Raw genomic sequence first — 14,846 nt, 5'->3', positions numbered from 1 at the left:
TTGGGAAAATGACATGCATAAGACTTACAACCACTATGCTAGACGTTTTCCACGGTTTTTCAAAGCCCGAAGCGCGCCCACAGCGCGCGTTCTTCCGCCGCATCGACCACGCCAGTCGCGGCGGCGGCGGCAATATCTGGCGCCGAAAAGCCCTGGCTCGAACCGAACAGGCCGAACCGGCTGAGGAAGCCGCGCGGCGTCGTGATCAGCTTGAGCTGGGTTTTGGCGCCGAAACGCGTCTTCAGTACGGTGCGCATGTCGCCCAACGCATCGACCAGGCCAAGCTCCAGCCCCTTCTTGCCGGTCCAGAACAGGCCGGTGAACAGGTCCGGGTCGTTCTTCAGCTTGCTGCCGCGCCGCTCCTTGACCAAGTCGATGAAGGTGTCGTGAACCTCGAGCTGCAGCGCCTTCAGCCGTTCCACATCTTCCTTCTTCTCCGGCTTGAACGGGTCGAGCACCGCCTTGTTCTGGCCGGCGGTATGGACGCGCCGCTCGACGCCGATCTTCTTCATCAGTTCGGGAAAGCCGAACGAGGCCGACACCACGCCGATCGAACCGACGATGGAGGACGGATCGGCAAAGATCTCGTCGCCGGCGACCGCGATCATGTAACCGCCCGACGCCGCCACGTCCTCGACGAACACGAGAACATTTTTGTTCTTCTCGGTTGCCAGGTCGCGAATGCGTTTGAAGATCAGCCGCGACTGCACCGGCGAGCCGCCCGGCGAATTGATCGAGATGGCGACCGCGGGCGCGTCGAAGGAAAACGCCTTTTCGATGAGGCCGGCGGTCGAGGCCAGCGACAGGTTCTGCCGGAACTGACCGCCGCCCGACATGATGGTGCCGTGCAGCCGGATGACCGGAACGGTGACGACGGTGGAGCGCCAGGATTTCGGCAGCAGGCGGTTCAAAAGACGTTTCACGAGGGCACTATCTCCGGTCAATTGCTCGAGCGCATGTAGGGATTCGCCGGCCAACGGCAATGCCGCCGCACCGGCTGGGCAAAATCAGTCGCCGAACAGCGACGCCAGCCCGTTGTTGATCATCTCGGTTCGTTCCGATGGCCCATCGCCCGATTGTTCATGCAGCATCAGCGGCGGGCGGATCGACAGTTTGCCGCGCGCGCCGAGTGCCGCCCTGACGACGATACGGATCGCCGCCGCCTCGGGGCGAGGGTGCACTGCCAGCATTTCGGCGTCGCCGAAGCGGCCTGAAATCGCTTCGAGCAGGACGCCGAGCTGCTCCGGCCGGGCGATGACGGCAAGCCCGCCGCGCGGCTTGGCCACCGCCGCCGCACTTCGGATCCAGCTCTCGAACAGCCCGTCCTCCATGACATGCGCCTCTTTCCTCAAGCGGTCGGGCGTGGCGCGATCCTCGGCAGCATTGAAGGGCGGGTTCATGATGACGAAATCGAAGGAATTGTCGGCAAGGCCGGCTTGCATTCGCGCCCGGCCCGACAGCGTGACATCGGCTGTCAGCACCGAGCCGCGGTTGCCGAGATGCGCATTGCCGGGGTGGGCAAGCGTGGTTGTGGCGAAGGCTGCCATTTCGGCGGAGCGTTCGACCAGCACTACCTCGGCTGCCGGACAGCGCGACAGCACCGCCAGCCCGGCCCCACCCGCACCGGCGCCGAAATCGGCCAGGCGCCCGGCAAAGGCGGACGGCACGGCGGCGGCCAGCATCATGGCGTCCATGCCGGCGCGATGGCCCGCCTGCCGCGGCTGCACCAGCCAGAAGCGTCCGCGATGGAAGGCGTCGACCGTGTGGGCCGGCGTGTCCGGGACGGAGGCGGCTGGTGACGCGGCCATTATTTTTGACGGATCTCGTTGGCGATGCCGGCATCCGTCAGGATGCGCCGGGCCATATCGGCCTGATCGGCGTCGACCATGATGCGCCGCGGCAGGATGCCGATCGACCCGTCGAGCACGCTCATGTTCTGGTCGGCGACGAAACAGCCGATGCCGGCATCGCGCATCAGCGATTCGACAAAGGAGATGATCACGGCGTCGTTGGTGCGGATGAGCTCTATCATCGGATGAAACTCGCAGCTTGCGGCGTTGATGTAAACGCTGGAGCATGGTGCCGAAAAGTGTGAAGCGGTTTTCCCGGACAAACGGGTACCCGTTCTGTCCAGACGCCATGCTCTCTTTCGAATGTTGACAAGCCGTCACCGCAACCGCGCCAATTCGCCTCTTGCCGTGCCCGTGGGTGCAGCCCTAGAGTCATGCAGGGACAAGGGCCGTCGCGCGCGTGCTATCAGACGGGAGTGATTGTAGTGGGTGTCGTTCTCAACATCGAAAACGGGAAGCGGGAAGCCGCCTCCATCAAGGATCTCATCGACCTGACGGCGGCCGACATGGGTCGCGTCAACGAACTGATCCTGTCCAAGGCCGGCTCCGACGTCGAGATGATCCCGGAGGTTGCCAACCATTTGATCTCGTCTGGCGGCAAGCGGTTGCGGCCGATGCTGACACTCGCCGCCGCCCAGATGTTCGGCTATTCCGGCGAGGGCCACGTCAAGCTCGCCACATCGGTCGAATTCATGCACACGGCGACTCTTCTGCATGACGACGTCGTCGACGAGAGCGGCATGCGGCGCGGCAAGAAGACCGCCCGCATGATCTGGGGCAACCAGGCGAGCGTGCTGGTCGGCGATTTCCTGCTCGGCCAGGCTTTTCGCATGATGGTCGATGTCGGCTCGCTCGAAGCGCTCGACATTCTGTCGAGTGCCGCCTCGATCATCGCCGAGGGCGAGGTGATGCAGCTTGCCGCCGCCAAGAACCTGGAGACCACCGAGGACGAGCATTTCGCGGTGATCAAGGCCAAGACCGCGGCGCTGTTTTCGGCAGCCGCCGAAGTCGGTCCGGTGATTGCGCTGGCGACGCGCAACGATCGCGCCGCATTGCGCTCCTACGGCATGAACCTCGGTCTCGCCTTCCAGCTCATCGACGACGCGCTGGATTATGGCGGCTCCAGCAAGGATCTCGGCAAGAATGTCGGCGACGATTTCCGCGAGGGCAAGGTGACGCTGCCGGTGATCCTCGCCTACCGCCGCGGCACCAAGGCCGAGCGCACCTTCTGGAAGCGCGCCATCGAGGACAATGTCACCGACGATGCCGGGTTGGAAAAGGCCATCGGCCTGATGACCCGCCATGGCGCCATTGCCGACACGATCGGGAGAGCCCGCCATTTCGGCGAGATCGCGAGGGATGCGCTGGCGCCGCTGGAAGCGACGCCGCAGAAATCGGCGCTGATCGACGTCATCGATTTCTGCATCGCCAGGGTGAACTGATCGGCTCGCCGGTTCTCGATCCCAGCTCGGGAATCCGCCTTTTTAGACGAGTGGCCTCGTTCGATGCCGCTTTTTGCGATGGTTTATTAATCGCATGACTCGATTGTGAATCTGAGGCGGATTGAAGCCTGACCCCAAAAAGGCCATGCTTTGTCGGGAAAAGATCGAGTCTACGGCGGTCCCGCTGACGCGGGCATTGCGTTTGGCTGAAAGGGATACGATGCGGCAAGGACGTGCGCGCTGGCTGACAGGGCTGGCAATTGTGACGGGCATGGCGATCTCTGGTCTGCCGGCCTACGCCAAACAGACCACCGAACCGGTCAAGATCACATCCTTTTCCGGAGCCTATCTGGCCGCGCGGATCGCTGAAGGCGACAACGACCTCGACAATGCCATCGCCTACTACAAGCAGGCGCTCGCCTTCGCTCCCGGCGACACCGCCTTGCAGCAGAGCCTGATGCTGTCGCTGATCGCGCAAGGCCGCTTCGACGAATCCCTGGCCTATGCCGACAAGCTCAAGGAAGTACCCGACGTCGAGCGCTTCTCGCGCCTGGCGCTAGCGGTCGATTCCTTCCACAAGAAGGATTTTGCCAAGGCGCAGTACTGGCTCAAACTGTCGCTCGAATCCGATCTCGACCGGCTCATCTCCGGTGTCATGTCCGGTTGGGCGCAGCAAGGTGCCGGCGACGCCACCGAAGCAATGGCCTCCATCGACAAGCTACAAGGCCCGGACTGGTTCGGCCTGTTCAAATCCTTCCATCGCGCACTGATCGCCGACGCCTCCGGCCAGTCCGAAAAAGCGGATGCGATCTACGCCGCCACCTTGGCCGACACCACCGCCGGTGGCGCTTCGCCCGAAACCTGGATGCGCAATGCGCAGGCTTACGCTTCTTTCCTCGTCCGCAAGGGCGACAAGGACAAGGCGCTGTCGGTGCTCGACCAGGCCGAGGCGTTTTCGCCGGGCAAGCTGGAAATAGCGGCGCTGCGCGACAGGATCAGCAAGGGAGAAAAGATCGAGCCTTTCGTTGCCGGCCCGTCGGACGGCGCCTCGGAAATCCTGCTTGACCTCGCCACCGCGCTCAATCGCGGCGGCGGCGAGCCGTTCGTCCGCCTGTATCTGCAATACGCTTTGGCGCTGAAGCCCGAGAGCGACGCTGCCCTGGTGCAGCTCGCCGCCGTCTCCGAGCAGCTGAAGGACGGCGAAGGCGCCATCGCGCTCTATCGCCGTATCCCCGCAACTTCGCCGCTGAAGGAGCTCTCGGACCTGCAGCTCGGTCTGAACCTTGCCGATCTCGACCGCCATGACGAGGCGATTGCCCATCTGAAGGCGTTCGTCGCCGCTCACCCAGACGACATGCGCGCCTATCTGGCGCTCGGCGGCGTCTATTCCTCGAAGGACGATTTCCGCTCGGCGGCCGATCTCTACGACAAGGCGGTCGCGGTGCTGAAGACCCCGAGCGCGGCCAACTGGAACGTCTACTACCAGCGCGGCATCGCCTATGAGCGGCTGAAGGAATGGCCGAAGGCCGAGCCGAATTTCCGCAAGGCGCTGGAACTGTTGCCCGACCAGCCGCAGGTTCTGAACTATCTCGGCTATTCCTGGGTCGACATGAACATGAACCTCAAGGAAGGCCTGGCGATGATCCAGAAGGCCGTCGATCTCAGGCCGAGCGATGGCTACATCGTCGATTCACTGGGCTGGGCCTATTTCCGCATGGGCCGGTTCGAAGACGCCGTGCGCGAAATGGAGCGGGCCGTGTCGTTGAAGCCGGAAGATCCGGTGCTGAACGACCATCTCGGCGATGCCTATTGGCGCGTTGGCCGCAAGCTTGAAGCCACCTTCCAGTGGAACCAGGCCCGCGACCTGAAGCCGGACCCCGATGTGCTCGCGGTCCTGCAGCAGAAGCTCTTGAAGGGCCTGCCGCCGATCATATCCAACACGGCGCAGGAAACCCCGAAGGTCAAGCCCGAGCCGGCGACGGCTCCGAAGGGCTGAGCGGTCTGTCCTGACTATTCTAAAAAACGGGGCCGATGTCGGCCCCGTTTTTTTGATCAGAACAGCTTGCGATAGACGACAAACCCGGAACGGTCACCGATCTTGTCGTAGAGCTTCATCGCCGTGTGGTTGGTCTCATGCGTCAGCCAGTAGACCCGGCCTGAGCCTGCGGCCTTGGCAATGTCGTAGACGGCGTTGATCAGGGCTCTGCCGATGCCCTTGCCACGCGAAGCTTCTGACGTGAAAAGATCCTGCAGATAGCAGTTCGGCGCGATCGCCGTGGTGGTGCGGTGATAGAGGTAGTGCACCAGGCCGAGCAACTGCCCGTCGCTCTCGGCAACCAGTGCATGCATCGGCTCATAGGCATCGAAAAAGCGTGACCAGGTCATATCGGTGATCTCGCTTGGCAGGGCCGTCTCGCCCGAGCGGTCGTAAAATGCGTTGTAGCCGTCCCACAGCGGCAGCCATTGCTCGAAATCCTGTCGCGTGACTGGGCGGACGGTGATGGGGCTGGACATTGCTGAACCTGCTGTCGTTGACACGGGCGATATGAGCATCGAACAGACCGCAGCCTGCCATAGGCGGCAATGAGCCAGCCGCCGGCAAAGCTTTCAACATGCCCTTTGCACCCTCGCAGCGATCCCGTGCCGGCATGGCTTGCCTTGACGCTTGCCGGCCAGGCCTCTAGGGAATGCCCCATTCCGCCGCTCCGTCGAGGCCGCCGTGACCGTCACTATTCCCGCCCACATGCATCCCAGCCGCTCCTTCCAGGGGCTGATCCTGACCTTGCACAACTACTGGGCGGACTATGGCTGCGTCATCCTTCAGCCTTACGACATGGAAGTCGGCGCCGGCACCTTTCATCCGGCGACGACGCTGCGCGCGCTCGGGCCAAAACACTGGAACGCCGCCTATGTGCAGCCCTCGCGGCGGCCCAAGGACGGGCGCTATGGCGAGAACCCGAACCGGCTGCAGCATTATTACCAGTACCAGGTGATCCTGAAGCCCAATCCGCCCAATTTGCAGGAGCTCTATCTCGGCTCGCTCAAGGCGATCGGCGTCGATCCGCTGCTGCACGACATCCGCTTCGTCGAGGACGACTGGGCAAGCCCGACGCTGGGCGCTTGGGGGCTGGGCTGGGAGTGCTGGTGCGACGGCATGGAAGTGTCGCAGTTCACCTATTTCCAGCAGGTCTGCGGCATCGAATGCGCGCCGGTGGCGGGTGAGCTGACCTATGGGCTGGAGCGGCTGGCCATGTATGTGCAAGGCGTCGACAATGTCTACGACCTCAACTTCAACGGCCGCGAAGGCGCCGACAAGGTGACCTATGGCGACGTCTTCCTGCAGGCCGAGCAGGAATATTCGCGCCACAATTTCGAATTCGCCAACACGGCGATGCTGCTGCGCCATTTCGAAGACGCCGAAGCCGAGTGCAAAGCGCTGCTCGATGCCGGCGCGCCGGCTTCGAACGACAATCTGCCGATGCACCGCATGGTCTTTCCGGCCTACGACCAGTGCATCAAGGCCAGCCACGTCTTCAACCTGCTCGACGCGCGCGGCGTGATTTCCGTCACCGAACGGCAGAGCTACATCTTGCGGGTGCGCAATCTGGCGAAAGCCTGCGGCGAGGCGTTTTTGCTCACGCAGGCAGGCGGCCTGGCAGCCTAGCTTTTTGTTGAGAGGGTAAAGGTTTCCATCGTCTGCAAGGCGCGGCGAACGCCCGGCATAGCGAACGCACCATGAACCTGCGCCGTAAAGCAGGCGCTGAGTGCGAGGATCTGCAGCAATGTCGATAGCGTCTTCATGATCGTTCAGCCAATAGCTCTCTGCCTGAGCGTGGGTCGCTTCAGCGCGGCGTTCGGTTCATGGAAATCTTTGATTTAAGGACGCGCTGGCCGGCGGCGTCCCGACAGGGCATGGAAAATTTCCGGAAATCGGCGGAAGCCGACGATCGCTACGCGGAAAGGGTGACAGCGGCCAGCCGAGTTGCTATGCCCCGCCCGGACCATTGCCGCGTGAGCCCTATCCATGCCTGACTTGCTTCTAGAACTCCGCTCCGAGGAAATTCCCGCCCGCATGCAGCGCAAGGCGGCGGGCGATCTCAGGAAGATGCTGACCGACGGTCTGGTCGAGGCCGGGCTGACCTATGACGCCGCGCGCGAATACTGGACGCCGCGGCGCCTGGCGCTCGATGTCAGAGGCCTGACCGCGCGTTCGAAGGACATTCACGAGGAGATCAAGGGACCCTCGACGACGGCGCCCGAACAGGCGGTCCAGGGTTTCCTGCGCAAGGCCGGGCTGGCCTCGATCGCCGAGGCGCATGTCCACTCCGATCCGAAGAAGGGCGACTTCTATGTCGCCCATATCGCGAAGCCGGGCAGGGCGGCGGAAGAAATCATCGCCGAACTGGTGCCGGGCATCATCCGCAGCTTCCCCTGGCCGACATCGATGCGCTGGGGCCCGGCCTCGGCAAAGCCCGGCTCCTTGCGCTGGGTGCGGCCGCTGCAGTCGATTCTCTGCACTTTTGGTCCGGAGACCGAGGAACCGGTCGTGGTCGATTTCGAGATCGACGGTATCCGCGCAGGCAATGTCACCTACGGTCACCGCTTTCATGCGCCGGATGCCATCACCGTGCGTCGCTTTGATGACTATGTGACCAAGCTGGAAGCGGCGAAGGTCGTGCTCGATGGCGACCGGCGCAAGGAGATCATCCTCGCCGACGCCAGGAACCTCGCCTTCGCCAATGGGCTTGACCTGGTCGAGGACGAGGGGCTGCTGGAGGAAGTGTCAGGCCTGGTCGAATGGCCGGTCGTGCTGATGGGCGAGTTCGAGCAGGATTTTCTCGCCATTCCGGCCGAGGTGATCCGGCTCACCATCCGCGCCAACCAGAAGTGCTTTGTCACGCGGCCGCAAGGCACCAATGAAGGCCTTTCCAACCGCTTCATCCTCACCGCCAACATCGAGGCCAGGGATGGCGGCAAGGAGATCGCCCACGGCAACGGCAAGGTGGTGCGCGCCCGCCTGTCCGATGCGCTCTATTTCTGGAAGACCGACCAGGGCAACGTGCCTGATCTCGACCAGCTGCAAGCTTCGGCGGCAAAATTCGCCCTCGATCTGAACAAGCCGCTCGACCAGCGGATGGCCCGCCTCGACCATCTCGGCGTCACCTTCCACGCCAAGCTCGGCACTCAGGGCGAGCGGGTGGAGCGGATCAAGAAACTGGCCGGCGAGATTGCCGGCATCCTGTCGAAGCAGCCGAAATTTTTCGACGGTCGACTTCTGTCGGCCGACGATCTGAATGCCGAGCAGAAATACCTCCGCGAGCGCGCCGAGCGCGCAGCTGTGCTGGCGAAGGCCGATCTCACGACAGAAGTAGTCGGCGAGTTTCCGGAACTGCAGGGCGCGATGGGCCGCAAATATGCGCTGCTGCAAAGCGAGCATCCCTCAGTCGCCGCGGCCATCGAGGAGCACTACAAGCCGCAAGGTCCGTCCGATCGCGTGCCGACCGATCCGGTTTCGATTGCGGTAGCGCTCGCCGACAAGCTCGACACGCTGGTCGGCTTCTGGGCCATCGACGAAAAGCCGACGGGGTCGAAGGATCCTTACGCGCTGCGAAGAGCAGCGCTGGGGGTGGTCAGGATCGTGCTCGAAAACAGGATCAAGCTTTCCTTCGGCGTTGCCATAGCGGCGACGGTCTCATCGGCGCTCGCGGCATATGAACGTCTCGGTGAGGGCGCAGAAAGTCGTGGCGTGGTTGCCATGCTGGATTCTCGCATTCACGATTACAGAGGCACAAGCCGTCTCTTGCCGGAAGCGGGTCTTGTCGCGGATCTGGTGAAGAACGGTCTCGAGAAGGCAATTGCCGAAACCTTTGGCTCTTCCGATCCGGAGCGGGAGTTCTTCGACGGCCAGCGCACAATGGAGCTGCAAGCCTCGTTGGTCCCATTCATTGGCGACCTCCTCGCCTTCTTCCACGACCGCCTGAAGGTCTACCTCCGCGACCAGGGTGCGCGGCACGATCTCATCGATGCGGTGATCACGCCGCAATCCGACGACCTCCTGCAGATCGTTCGCCGGGTCGAAGCCCTCGCCTCCTTCCTCGACACCGAGGATGGCAGGAACCTGCTGGCCGGCACAAAGCGCGCGGCCAACATCCTGGCCGCCGAGGAGAAGAAGAAGACGGCGATTGCAAGCGCTGTTGAGCCGGCTCTTTTCAGGGAAGATGCCGAGAAATCGCTGTTTGCGGCGGTGAATCAGGCTGAGAGGCAAGCCGGCGAAGCGATTCAGAATGAAGACTTTTCCGCCGCCATGCTGGCGCTTAGCGTGTTGCGTGAACCGGTTGATTCATTCTTTGAGCAAGTGCTCGTAAATGACGAGGACCAGGCCGTGCGCGCCAACCGCCTGGCGCTGCTCGCCCGTATCCGCGCGGCGACCGATCAGGTCGCGGATTTCTCGAAGATCGCCGGTTAAGAGCATGATCCCGAAAAGTGGGAACCGGTTTTCGGATAAGATCATGCCCAACAAAAACCGCTGGAAAAAATTCGCCGGACGGCGTTCGAGCCGGCTTACAGTCATATGACGATGATCTCTCCGTGGCAAAAGGGACATGTTCCCCAACCCCACGGAGGCTCCATGAATTCCGCTCACGAAATCGAAGTGACAGAAGAAACCTCGGGCGACGCCGAGGCGCTTGAATCCGCTTCCGAAACCACCCTCGATCAAACCGCTGCCGCTGCGATCGAAGCTGCCGATCTGTCGGATGACGACGAGGATGGCGATGACGATGACAGCGAAGATACCGACGAGGAAGACGACAAGGCTGCCGTCCTCTCCGGCGACGACGAGGACGAAGAAGACGAAGAGAATGACGACGAGGACGACGACAGCGTGAAGGCCGAAGGCGACGACGCTGACGAGAAGGAAGAGTCCGACGAGGCCGCCGACGACAAGGATGAAGCGGCCTGAGATTTCTCGATCGACTGCAGTGACGAAACAGGGCGGCCTATGAGCCGCCCTGTTCTTTCAGTCCTCAGTCGTCCCGGATGCTGACTTCGTCAGTCCTCCCGAGGTTGACGAAGTCAATCCTCGAGAATGCTGACGTGCACGCTGTCTTCATAGACGTCGACCTGGATCAGTGGCTCGCCATTGACGATGGCGCGCTTGGTCGAGGAACTCATCGCGCCTCCGCGCTGCAGCATGCGCTGCAAATTCGAGCGGTCATCATTGCTCACGAACCAGTCGTCACCCTGATCGTCGGCGTCGCGCCGGTGAAACTTGTGCCAGTTGGCGCGGTCCTGCCGCACCATCTGCGCGGCACTGTCCAGTTCGTAGCCATCGCTGGCATGGTGGTCGCGGTCGGAAATGCGCGCGACATAGGACCCCAGCATGTCATCGGCACGGGCCGCTCCCGTGCCCAGCAATGATGCCAGCAACAGCCCGGCGACGGCAAATGATCTAGCCTTGTTCATGATAACCCCCATTGTCCTGAGCCGCGAAGCCCGGCGCGGCGCTATGGCATGATGGTGCGCCCGCCGGCGGATCGGCGTCAAGCCGAACGGTCTACATGAGTTTTTCTGCAGGGGGTCCCGGCGGTGTCGCCGGCCGAACCGTCGCTGCCGGTTGAGGCTGCGATTGTGTTCCAGGCTGTGGCTTGCCGTTCGCTGCGGTCGCTTCTCCTGCAGGCTTGGTGTCAGCCGCAGGTTTGTCGCCGGCTGCCGGCGCGGCGGCAGTCGCGGCCTTGGCCGGTGCGGCGGGCGACGCGAAGGCGCCGCCGACGACACCGCCACGAATGATCATCGGAGGCTGCGTGGAGCCGGATTTGTGTTCGCCCGGGATCGCCGCGACCTTTTCATAGGTGACATCGGGCTCAGGGTCGCCGAGCGCCACGATCGATGGCGTGGTGGAGGCAGCGATCTTCACCGGTTCAGGCGAGCCAAGCCTGACCACGGACGGCGTCGACGTCGATGCGCCGAGAACGAGAATTGAAGAGGCCTGCGCCCCGCCGGTTATCGCCGCCAGGGTGAAACCAAGCGCTCCAAGCATACGCACTGACACCATGATATTCCCCCTTGCCCATGAAGCCGACACCATAGCGTTAGGGAATTGATGCCGGCTTGCGAGGAAGCATAGCATTTTAGGGATTGATAATTCGCCAACGCCCGGACTTGCCCCATAGGCGCCACCGTACTACGCACCCGGCATCTGCGAGGTGATGACAGTGGCTGAGATAGTTGCCGCCGGCGAGGCGATGGAGCGGGCGCTGGCGTTGCTCGAAGGCGGCGACGTCGTCGCCATCCCCACCGAAACGGTCTATGGGCTGGCCGGCGATGCGACCAATGGCATCGGCGTGGCGCGCATTTTCGAGGCCAAGGGCCGCCCGCGCTTCAATCCGCTGATCGCCCACGTCGCCGATCTGGCGATGGCCGAGCGCATTGCGCTGTTCGATCCGCTGTCGAAAAGGCTGGCGCAGGCGTTCTGGCCGGGGCCGCTGACGCTGGTGCTGCCCCAGCGGGCCGGCAACGGCATCCATCCGCTGGTCACCGCCGGGCTGGACACGATCGCGCTGCGCATGCCGAAAGGTTTTGGCGGCGACCTGATTGCCAGGCTTGGCCGCCCGCTGGCGGCGCCCAGCGCCAATTCCTCGGGAAAAATCAGCGCCACGACAGCTGAGGCCGTGGCTGCCGATCTCGGTGCGAGGATCAGGCTGGTGGTCGACGGCGGCGCGACCCCGGTCGGGCTGGAATCGACCATCGTCAAGGTAGAAGGCGCAACGCTGCGGCTGCTGCGGCCGGGCGGCATCGCCGCCAGGGAGATCGAGGCGGTCGCGGGGACAAAACTGCTGCGCGGCGCGACAGCGGGCATCGAGGCACCCGGCATGCTCGCCTCGCACTATGCGCCGAGTGCCGCGGTGCGGCTCAACGCCGAAAAAATCGCCAAGGGCGAGGCTCTGCTGGCCTTTGGTGGCCGCCGTGCCGAAGGCTGGCAAGGTGCGGCCGCCGTGCTCAACCTGTCCGTATCAGGCGACCTGCGCGAAGCCGCCAGCAATCTCTTCGCGCAGCTTCAGGAGCTCGACCGCAGCGGCGCGACAAGCATTGCCGTCGAGCCGATCCCGTTCGACGGCTTGGGCGAAGCGATCAACGACCGGCTTGCGCGTGCCGCCGCCCCTCGTGACATCTCCGCGTCCGAGACATAGCTTTCAGCCATGACCGAAATTCTCGCAGACCTCGACCCCGTTCTCATCGATCGCTTCGCTTGCATCGTCGGGGACAAATATGCGTTGCGCGACCAGCAGGACATCGCGCCTTACCTCACCGAGCGGCGCGGACTTTGGCACGGCCGGACGGCGCTGGTGCTGAGGCCCGGCAGCGTCGACGAGGTCAGCCGTATCATGCGCCTGGCGAGCGAGACCGGAACGCCCATCGTGCCGCAAAGCGGCAACACCGGGCTGGTCGGCGCCCAGGTGCCGGACACATCCGGTCGCGAAATCGTGCTGTCGCTATCGCGGCTGAACCGCATCCGCGAGATCGATGTCCTCTCCAACACGGTGACCGTCGAGGCCGGCGTCATCCTGCAGACTTTGCAGGAAGCGGCCGATGCCGCCGACCGGCTGTTTCCGCTGTCGCTCGCCGCGCAAGGCTCCTGCCAGATCGGCGGCAATCTCTCCTCCAATGCCGGCGGCACCGGTGTGCTTGCCTACGGCAATGCGCGTGAACTCTGCCTCGGTGTCGAAGTGGTGTTGCCGACCGGCGAAGTGTTCGACGATTTGCGCAAGCTGAAGAAGGACAACACCGGCTACGATCTGAAGAACCTGTTTGTCGGCGCCGAAGGCACGCTCGGCGTCATCACCGCTGCAGTGCTAAAGCTGTTCCCCAAGCCCAAGGGTCGCGAGGTGGCCTTTGCCGGGCTGTCTTCGCCCGAGGCGGCACTTTCGCTGTTCAGCCTGGCGATGGGCCGGGCCGGCGCGTCGCTCACCGCTTTCGAGCTGATCGCCAAAAGGCCTTACGACTACACGCTGAAGCATGCGCAGGGCGTTACCCGTCCGCTGGCCGGGGACTGGCCCTGGTATGTGCTGATGCAGGTCTCCTCCGGCCGTTCGGAAGAGGACGGCAAGGCGCTGATCGAGGAGGTGCTGTCAGCCGGGCTGGAGCAAGGCATCGTCGGCGACGCGGTGATCGCAGCGAGCCTCGCCCAGGGCGACGCCTTCTGGAATTTCCGCGAGGTGCTACCCGAGTGCCAGAAACCCGAGGGCGCCTCGATCAAGCACGACATTTCCGTGCCGATATCATCGATCCCAGAATTCATTGGAAAAGCCGCCGGCGCCGTGGCTTCGGTCAGTGCCGGTGCGCGCGTGGTCTGCTTCGGCCACATGGGCGACGGCAATTTGCACTACAACATCTCCCGGCCCGTCGACGGCGATGATGAAGCCTTTCTCGGCCTCTATCACACCATGAACAAGGCCGTGCACGACGTCGTGCGCTCCTTTCACGGTTCTATCTCGGCCGAGCATGGCATCGGCCAGTTGAAGCGCGACGAATTGATCGCGACCGCGCCGCCGATGGCGATCGACCTGATGCGCAGAGTGAAGGCTGCTTTCGACCCCGCCGGGATCATGAATCCCGGTAAGGTTATCTGATCCTTTCAACATCTTGCGCTCAGTCTCATTCCGATAACCATCCCCTGAGATCAGCAAAATTTAACCGACTTTCTTAAGCCGGGCGGTAAGGAGCCCGCGCTACTGTTTCGCCATAACGAGGCTGGGAAAACCGGCCCGGTGGGATCCGTGAAAACGGCTCTCAGGAGAAACACAGGAAGGCAGTAGATGAACAGTGTACTGAAGCCCATCTGGGCTGGGCGCAATATGCGCCTCGACCCATTTCGCCTGCCGCAAGTGGTGAGCTATGCCACGCGCGACGACTATGGCGACGTGACTTTCACCATCGACCAGCGTGGTGCCGTTATCCGCCGCACGCTCGAGATGAGCGGCGTGCCGGCGATCATCGCTCTGCCCGCCAACGCGTTTCGCGGCGTCGCCGCCCGCGCGATGGAAGATCCGGAAGGCAATGTCACGGTGACGCTGGAACTTCTGCACAATGATCCGATGCTGTCGGTGCCGTTGCTGGTCGCCGACGATCTCGACGATGTCGCCGCCGACTGGCGCGCCTGGGCGGAAGCCTATCGCTTGCAGATGCTGCTGATCGAAGCCGACGGCATTGCCCGCACGCTGGAGGAATCGCTCGGCGCGGCCATCAAGGCGCTGCCGCCGCAGGACCGCCGCAAGGGCCGCGTCTCGACCACGCGCCGGCCGCGCTTCCTAGCCCGCCGCAGGGCCGGCGATCTCGGCCTCAGGCTGGTCGTCGACGGCCATGAGATTATTTCGCGGGAGTAGCTTGGCCAGCAATTGGCGAAACCGCCAATGACGGCCTTCTTCTCCCCGTCACTATACGGGGAGAAGTGCCCGGCAGGGCGATGAGGGGCGGCGCTGACCAAGCCGGTTGTCTATCTCAAAAAACCCTGATCTGACGCACGCGCTATCGCCGCCGTGCATTTCACTTTGCCTCA

15 protein-coding genes are annotated in these 14,846 nt (G+C 63.2%); 8 read left to right on the top strand and 7 right to left on the bottom strand.

Annotation, left to right across the window (positions count from 1 at the left end):
• Positions 1-59: 59 nt before the first annotated feature.
• The 3 genes from AC1DXU_RS11445 to AC1DXU_RS11435 form a co-directional block, all read right to left on the bottom strand.
• Positions 60-923, bottom strand: a complete 864-nt coding sequence (locus AC1DXU_RS11445) for a S49 family peptidase (protein ID WP_477368219.1) — start codon at positions 921-923, stop codon at positions 60-62.
• 84 nt (positions 924-1,007) lie between these two features.
• The gene (locus AC1DXU_RS11440) at positions 1,008-1,808 is read right to left on the bottom strand and encodes a tRNA1(Val) (adenine(37)-N6)-methyltransferase (RefSeq protein WP_477368216.1); all 801 of its coding nucleotides are present in this window, start codon (positions 1,806-1,808) and stop codon (positions 1,008-1,010) included.
• Positions 1,808-2,032, bottom strand: a complete 225-nt coding sequence (locus tag AC1DXU_RS11435) for a putative signal transducing protein (protein ID WP_477243474.1) — start codon at positions 2,030-2,032, stop codon at positions 1,808-1,810. The genes AC1DXU_RS11440 and AC1DXU_RS11435 overlap by 1 nt, the downstream gene beginning before the upstream one ends.
• Before the next feature lie 243 nt (positions 2,033-2,275).
• Between AC1DXU_RS11435 and AC1DXU_RS11430 the strand changes: the two genes are divergently transcribed.
• Together AC1DXU_RS11430 and AC1DXU_RS11425 are read left to right on the top strand one after the other, a co-directional pair.
• Positions 2,276-3,292, top strand: a complete 1,017-nt coding sequence (locus AC1DXU_RS11430; protein WP_477315911.1) for a polyprenyl synthetase family protein — start codon at positions 2,276-2,278, stop codon at positions 3,290-3,292.
• 220 nt (positions 3,293-3,512) lie between these two features.
• On the top strand, positions 3,513-5,288 hold the full coding sequence (locus tag AC1DXU_RS11425) for a tetratricopeptide repeat protein (protein ID WP_477368213.1): 1,776 nt from the start codon (positions 3,513-3,515) through the stop codon (positions 5,286-5,288).
• Between the two features lie 56 nt (positions 5,289-5,344).
• Here the strand turns inward: AC1DXU_RS11425 and AC1DXU_RS11420 are convergent, their stop codons facing one another.
• The gene (locus tag AC1DXU_RS11420) at positions 5,345-5,806 is read right to left on the bottom strand and encodes an N-acetyltransferase family protein (protein WP_477368210.1); all 462 of its coding nucleotides are present in this window, start codon (positions 5,804-5,806) and stop codon (positions 5,345-5,347) included.
• A 229-nt stretch (positions 5,807-6,035) separates the two neighbouring features.
• Between AC1DXU_RS11420 and AC1DXU_RS11415 the strand changes: the two genes are divergently transcribed.
• Positions 6,036-6,956, top strand: a complete 921-nt coding sequence (locus tag AC1DXU_RS11415) for a glycine--tRNA ligase subunit alpha (RefSeq protein ID WP_477316468.1) — start codon at positions 6,036-6,038, stop codon at positions 6,954-6,956.
• On the opposite strand, the gene AC1DXU_RS11410 is transcribed toward AC1DXU_RS11415, so the two are convergent.
• A complete protein-coding gene (locus AC1DXU_RS11410) occupies positions 6,953-7,093 on the bottom strand; it encodes a hypothetical protein (RefSeq protein ID WP_477368207.1) in 141 nt (46 codons plus the stop codon). The two genes, AC1DXU_RS11415 and AC1DXU_RS11410, sit on opposite strands and share 4 nt — an antisense overlap.
• Positions 7,094-7,316: 223 nt before the next feature.
• Here AC1DXU_RS11410 and glyS point away from each other — a divergent pair, with 223 nt between their 5' ends.
• On the top strand, positions 7,317-9,758 hold the full coding sequence (gene glyS / locus AC1DXU_RS11405; RefSeq protein WP_477368204.1) for a glycine--tRNA ligase subunit beta: 2,442 nt from the start codon (positions 7,317-7,319) through the stop codon (positions 9,756-9,758).
• A gap of 162 nt (positions 9,759-9,920) precedes the next feature.
• Complete coding sequence (locus AC1DXU_RS11400) at positions 9,921-10,253, top strand: ATPase (protein WP_477368201.1); 333 nt, start codon at positions 9,921-9,923, stop codon at positions 10,251-10,253.
• A gap of 113 nt (positions 10,254-10,366) precedes the next feature.
• Here the strand turns inward: AC1DXU_RS11400 and AC1DXU_RS11395 are convergent, their stop codons facing one another.
• Positions 10,367-10,756 carry a hypothetical protein gene (locus tag AC1DXU_RS11395; RefSeq protein WP_477368199.1) on the bottom strand — a complete coding sequence of 130 codons (390 nt, stop codon included), beginning with the start codon at positions 10,754-10,756 and terminating at the stop codon, positions 10,367-10,369.
• Between the two features lie 91 nt (positions 10,757-10,847).
• Positions 10,848-11,345 carry a hypothetical protein gene (locus tag AC1DXU_RS11390; RefSeq protein WP_477368196.1) on the bottom strand — a complete coding sequence of 166 codons (498 nt, stop codon included), beginning with the start codon at positions 11,343-11,345 and terminating at the stop codon, positions 10,848-10,850.
• A 160-nt stretch (positions 11,346-11,505) separates the two neighbouring features.
• On the opposite strand from AC1DXU_RS11390, the gene AC1DXU_RS11385 reads away from it, so the two are divergent.
• The 3 genes from AC1DXU_RS11385 (at position 11,506) to AC1DXU_RS11375 (ending at position 14,673) form a co-directional block, all read left to right on the top strand.
• Positions 11,506-12,480 carry an L-threonylcarbamoyladenylate synthase gene (locus AC1DXU_RS11385; RefSeq protein WP_477368193.1) on the top strand — a complete coding sequence of 325 codons (975 nt, stop codon included), beginning with the start codon at positions 11,506-11,508 and terminating at the stop codon, positions 12,478-12,480.
• A 9-nt stretch (positions 12,481-12,489) separates the two neighbouring features.
• On the top strand, positions 12,490-13,920 hold the full coding sequence (locus tag AC1DXU_RS11380) for an FAD-binding oxidoreductase (protein WP_477368190.1): 1,431 nt from the start codon (positions 12,490-12,492) through the stop codon (positions 13,918-13,920).
• Positions 13,921-14,106: 186 nt separating this feature from the next.
• On the top strand, positions 14,107-14,673 hold the full coding sequence (locus tag AC1DXU_RS11375) for a DUF6101 family protein (RefSeq protein ID WP_477315931.1): 567 nt from the start codon (positions 14,107-14,109) through the stop codon (positions 14,671-14,673).
• The last annotated feature ends 173 nt before the right edge of the window (positions 14,674-14,846 follow it).

The sequence above is a fragment of the Mesorhizobium sp. P3_A10 genome, assembly GCF_056403175.1.
This window is presented reverse-complemented; position numbering and strand designations above follow the sequence as displayed.

Bases quoted from the DNA above. Each gene is read 5' to 3' on its own strand.
- AC1DXU_RS11400 (WP_477368201.1), top strand. From the start codon at position 9,921: ATGAATTCCGCTCACGAAATCGAAGTGACAGAAGAAACCTCGGGCGAC.
- AC1DXU_RS11420 (WP_477368210.1), bottom strand. From the start codon at position 5,806: ATGTCCAGCCCCATCACCGTCCGCCCAGTCACGCGACAGGATTTCGAG.
- AC1DXU_RS11415 (WP_477316468.1), top strand. From the start codon at position 6,036: ATGCATCCCAGCCGCTCCTTCCAGGGGCTGATCCTGACCTTGCACAAC.
- AC1DXU_RS11440 (WP_477368216.1), bottom strand. From the start codon at position 1,808: ATGGCCGCGTCACCAGCCGCCTCCGTCCCGGACACGCCGGCCCACACG.
- AC1DXU_RS11425 (WP_477368213.1), top strand. From the start codon at position 3,513: ATGCGGCAAGGACGTGCGCGCTGGCTGACAGGGCTGGCAATTGTGACG.
- AC1DXU_RS11395 (WP_477368199.1), bottom strand. From the start codon at position 10,756: ATGAACAAGGCTAGATCATTTGCCGTCGCCGGGCTGTTGCTGGCATCA.
- AC1DXU_RS11435 (WP_477243474.1), bottom strand. From the start codon at position 2,032: ATGATAGAGCTCATCCGCACCAACGACGCCGTGATCATCTCCTTTGTC.
- glyS (WP_477368204.1), top strand. From the start codon at position 7,317: ATGCCTGACTTGCTTCTAGAACTCCGCTCCGAGGAAATTCCCGCCCGC.
- AC1DXU_RS11390 (WP_477368196.1), bottom strand. From the start codon at position 11,345: ATGGTGTCAGTGCGTATGCTTGGAGCGCTTGGTTTCACCCTGGCGGCG.
- AC1DXU_RS11380 (WP_477368190.1), top strand. From the start codon at position 12,490: ATGACCGAAATTCTCGCAGACCTCGACCCCGTTCTCATCGATCGCTTC.
- AC1DXU_RS11375 (WP_477315931.1), top strand. From the start codon at position 14,107: ATGAACAGTGTACTGAAGCCCATCTGGGCTGGGCGCAATATGCGCCTC.
- AC1DXU_RS11410 (WP_477368207.1), bottom strand. From the start codon at position 7,093: ATGAAGACGCTATCGACATTGCTGCAGATCCTCGCACTCAGCGCCTGC.